This is a genomic window from Geomonas sp. (genome assembly GCF_056994735.1).
The window spans coordinates 1-2,921 of record NZ_JBXKJL010000320.1; the positions used below are offsets into that span (position 1 = coordinate 1).

A 2,921-nucleotide genomic window follows, 5' to 3' on the forward strand; every position below is an offset into this window, starting at 1 on the left:
GCCGAGGATGCTACTTGCCAAGGTGGTCCAGTGCTTTCCGCAAGGGGGCATTGGAAACCTTGATCATCCCGGTGAGGGGGGTGTTCATCTCCAGGATAATAAAAATCGCCCCCGATACCGATACCGCGCAAATAAGTAACACCGCTATCACCGTGGCATTGCGGGGCGCCAAAATCCCAAAACCGATAAAGAGCGTGGTGAGCCAGAACAGCAGGACGTACAGGAACGCTTTCGGCAGCGGGTTCTGGATCTGCTCGATCAGCAGCCAGCGTGATTGGGCCAGGTCAGCGATCCCCTGGAGGGCCTGTGCCTGAAGCGCGCGCTGGGAGTCGTTGCGCGGCGACAGTTCCCGCAGTTTCCCTGGCATTTTTTCCAACTGCGATGCCACCCACGCATTGTCCGTTTGCGCCGGCCGGGTCTTATCCTCGGGCCAGACAAGAGTGATGGCGGCGGCCAAGCTGAAACGCAGGCGGTCGCGAATATCCTTCGTTTCCGGCCCGTAGTTGGCCAGGGTCCGGTCCAGCATGATGATCTTCGCGCCGCTTTGGACTAGCTCGGACTGCATGACATCCAATGAATTTTTTGCTGTGCTGACCAGCAGGCCGAGGACAAGAGCGGCCAGCGTTGCGATGAGCCCGATCCCCAGCTTCACCACGTCCCGCGCATCGTCGCTTAGGTGGTGCTCAGGCAAAAAAGCACGCAGGAGCAGGCCGAGCAGCGCTCCGCCGAAGATGCAGACAAAAGCGAACAAGGCAACGGTGGTTGAGCTCATGGTTCTCTCCAAGATGGTTGAGCGTTGACCCAGCAGTGCCCGGGTATCCTATTCCTCCGTGAATTTCGCGCGCTACTCATCCGCCCGTCCCGGCTCTGTGCCTGCCGCAGGCGCGTTGGCGACACGTTCTTCGTGGATCCCCATCCCCCTGGCGGTGACCGGCGGAGCATACTGATTTGCGGTAGAGAGGCATTTGACGGGGCAGACATCGACGCACAGGTTGCAGGTGCAGCATTTCAGCCGGTCTATCTGCCACTCCCTCTTTTCCTTGGTGACGATGATGGCGTATGTCGGGCACCGTTTGCCGCAAAGACCGCAAAAGATGCATTTCCCGATGTCGTTTTCGATGCTCCCCCTGGTGATGCTGGGATATACCCGCGCCCGCTGGGGATACATGAGGGTGGCGGGACCTTTGGCCACGTTCTTCGTGATCGTCTTCATCATGGTGAACATCTTCATTTCCCGCTCCCGGCGGCTCGCCATCGAGGATGACGGCGGCGCAGATGCTCGGTTGCGACCCGCCTCACCGCTCCGTGCAGCTGATGCACGGGTCCAGGGTCAAGATGATGTTCGGCACATCGGCGACCTCGCACCCCTTGAGAACCTTGATCATGGCCGGAAGGTTGCTGAAGGTGGGGACTCGCACCCGGAACCGCTGCAGGAACCTGGCGCCGTTTCCCTTGACGTAATGAATCACCTCGCCCCTTGGCTGCTCGACCCGCGAATAGTACTCGCCATCCGGCGCCCCGGTCACCTTCACCTCAACCGGCCCGTCGGCGATCTTCTCCACCCCCTGGCGGATCAGGTCCATGGAGTGGAAGATTTCGCGGATGCGCACCAGGCAGCGGGCATAGCAGTCTCCATCCTTCTCCACCACCGGTTCCACTTCCAGGTACTTGTACGCGGCATAGCCCAGGACCCGCATGTCGATGGCGAGGCCACTGGCCCGGGCCATAGGTCCCACGCAGCCGAGCGTATAGGCGTCCTCCCGCGAGATGAAGCCGACGCCCGACAGCCTGTGCCTCACCGAGTAATCGTCGATAAAGACCTGGCAGAGTTCCTCCAGGTCCGCCTTCAGGACGGCCAGGCGCTTGACGATCGTCTTCAGGGTGTCGGCATCGATGTCTCGGCGCACCCCGCCCACCTTGCAGACTCCGAGGATGACCCTCGCCCCCGTGGTCTCCTCGAAGATGTCGAGCACCGGCTCCCGCAGACGCAACGCCTGCATGAAGAGGCTCTCGAAACCGAAGGCGTCGGCGGCGATCCCCAGCCAGAAGATATGGCTGTGGATCCGGGAGAGCTCCGCCCAGATGGTTCGGAGGAAGAGGGCGCGCCGCGGCACCTCGATCCCCATGATCTCCTCCACCGCCTGGCAGTAACCGAGGGAGTGCATGAAACTGCAGAGGCCGCAGATGCGGTCGGCCACGTAGGTGAAGTCGATGAAATCGCGCTTCTCGACCAGGCGCTCCAGGCCGCGGTGGACGTAGCTTATCGAGGGGAAGGCGTCGATAACCCTTTCGTCTTCGGTCACCAGGTCGAAGTGGATCGGCTCGGGGAGTACCGGGTGCTGAGGTCCGAGGGGGATGACGTTTCTACGGGCCATGGTTTCCTCTGTTTTTTTCAGGAGGGGAGGGGGCTTTGGAAAGCTTCGAAGCTTCCGGCAGCTTGACGTTGTCGATGCTGAAAGGTGTGCTGAGCGCGGTCCGGTAGAGGGTGCCCCGGTAATCGACCGCGATATGGGTGATGACGACTCCGAAAAGGTCGTGGATCTCGTTCTCGTACAGGAAGGCGTTGGGGTAGATCACGCTGATGCTCGGGACTGCCTCATCCGGCGTGACGGTTATCCTCAGGTTTTTTAAGCGGTACTCTCGGTCGAACGAATAGGTGATTTCGTAGGAGCCCGGCAGCGTCGAGCAGCCGATCTGGACCAGCCGGTGCCCCTCGGCGAAAAGCTCGGCCACCATCCCGACCAGATCGCACTTCTCAACCGGCACTGTCTCCTGAGGTTCACCCATAGTCGCTCTCCTTCAAAGCGGGCTCGCGGATCAAATCTGATAACTGCGGATAAAAATCTGATAAAGCCTTTCCAAACCTTTAAATCAGGTTCCATCTGATACACACAGATAAAAATGTGATTAAGCCTTTCCCA

Annotated in this window: 4 protein-coding genes; all 4 read right to left on the minus strand. The window is 60.1% G+C overall.

The features are described from left to right. Window positions 1–10: 10 nt before the first annotated feature. Window positions 11–772: a bestrophin-like domain gene (locus tag AC11W3_RS14120; protein WP_484089359.1), complete on the minus strand. Its 762-nt coding sequence runs from the start codon at window positions 770–772 to the stop codon at window positions 11–13. Window positions 773–844: 72 nt separating this feature from the next. Continuing rightward, window positions 845–1,231 carry a 4Fe-4S binding protein gene (locus AC11W3_RS14125; protein WP_484093190.1) on the minus strand — a complete coding sequence of 129 codons (387 nt, stop codon included), beginning with the start codon at window positions 1,229–1,231 and terminating at the stop codon, window positions 845–847. Between the two features lie 64 nt (window positions 1,232–1,295). Beyond that, entirely contained in the window at window positions 1,296–2,375 is a 1,080-nt protein-coding gene (locus AC11W3_RS14130; protein ID WP_484093191.1) for a hydrogenase large subunit, read from the minus strand. Further along, entirely contained in the window at window positions 2,365–2,787 is a 423-nt protein-coding gene (locus tag AC11W3_RS14135) for an NADH-quinone oxidoreductase subunit C (RefSeq protein ID WP_484093192.1), read from the minus strand. Before AC11W3_RS14135 ends, AC11W3_RS14130 begins: the two co-directional genes overlap by 11 nt. Between the last annotated feature and the right edge of the window lie 134 nt (window positions 2,788–2,921).

Coding starts and splice junctions, on each gene's coding strand:
- AC11W3_RS14135 (WP_484093192.1), bottom strand. CDS start 2,787: ATGGGTGAACCTCAGGAGACAGTGCCGGTTGAGAAGTGCGATCTGGTC.
- AC11W3_RS14125 (WP_484093190.1), bottom strand. CDS start 1,231: ATGAAGATGTTCACCATGATGAAGACGATCACGAAGAACGTGGCCAAA.
- AC11W3_RS14130 (WP_484093191.1), bottom strand. CDS start 2,375: ATGGCCCGTAGAAACGTCATCCCCCTCGGACCTCAGCACCCGGTACTC.
- AC11W3_RS14120 (WP_484089359.1), bottom strand. CDS start 772: ATGAGCTCAACCACCGTTGCCTTGTTCGCTTTTGTCTGCATCTTCGGC.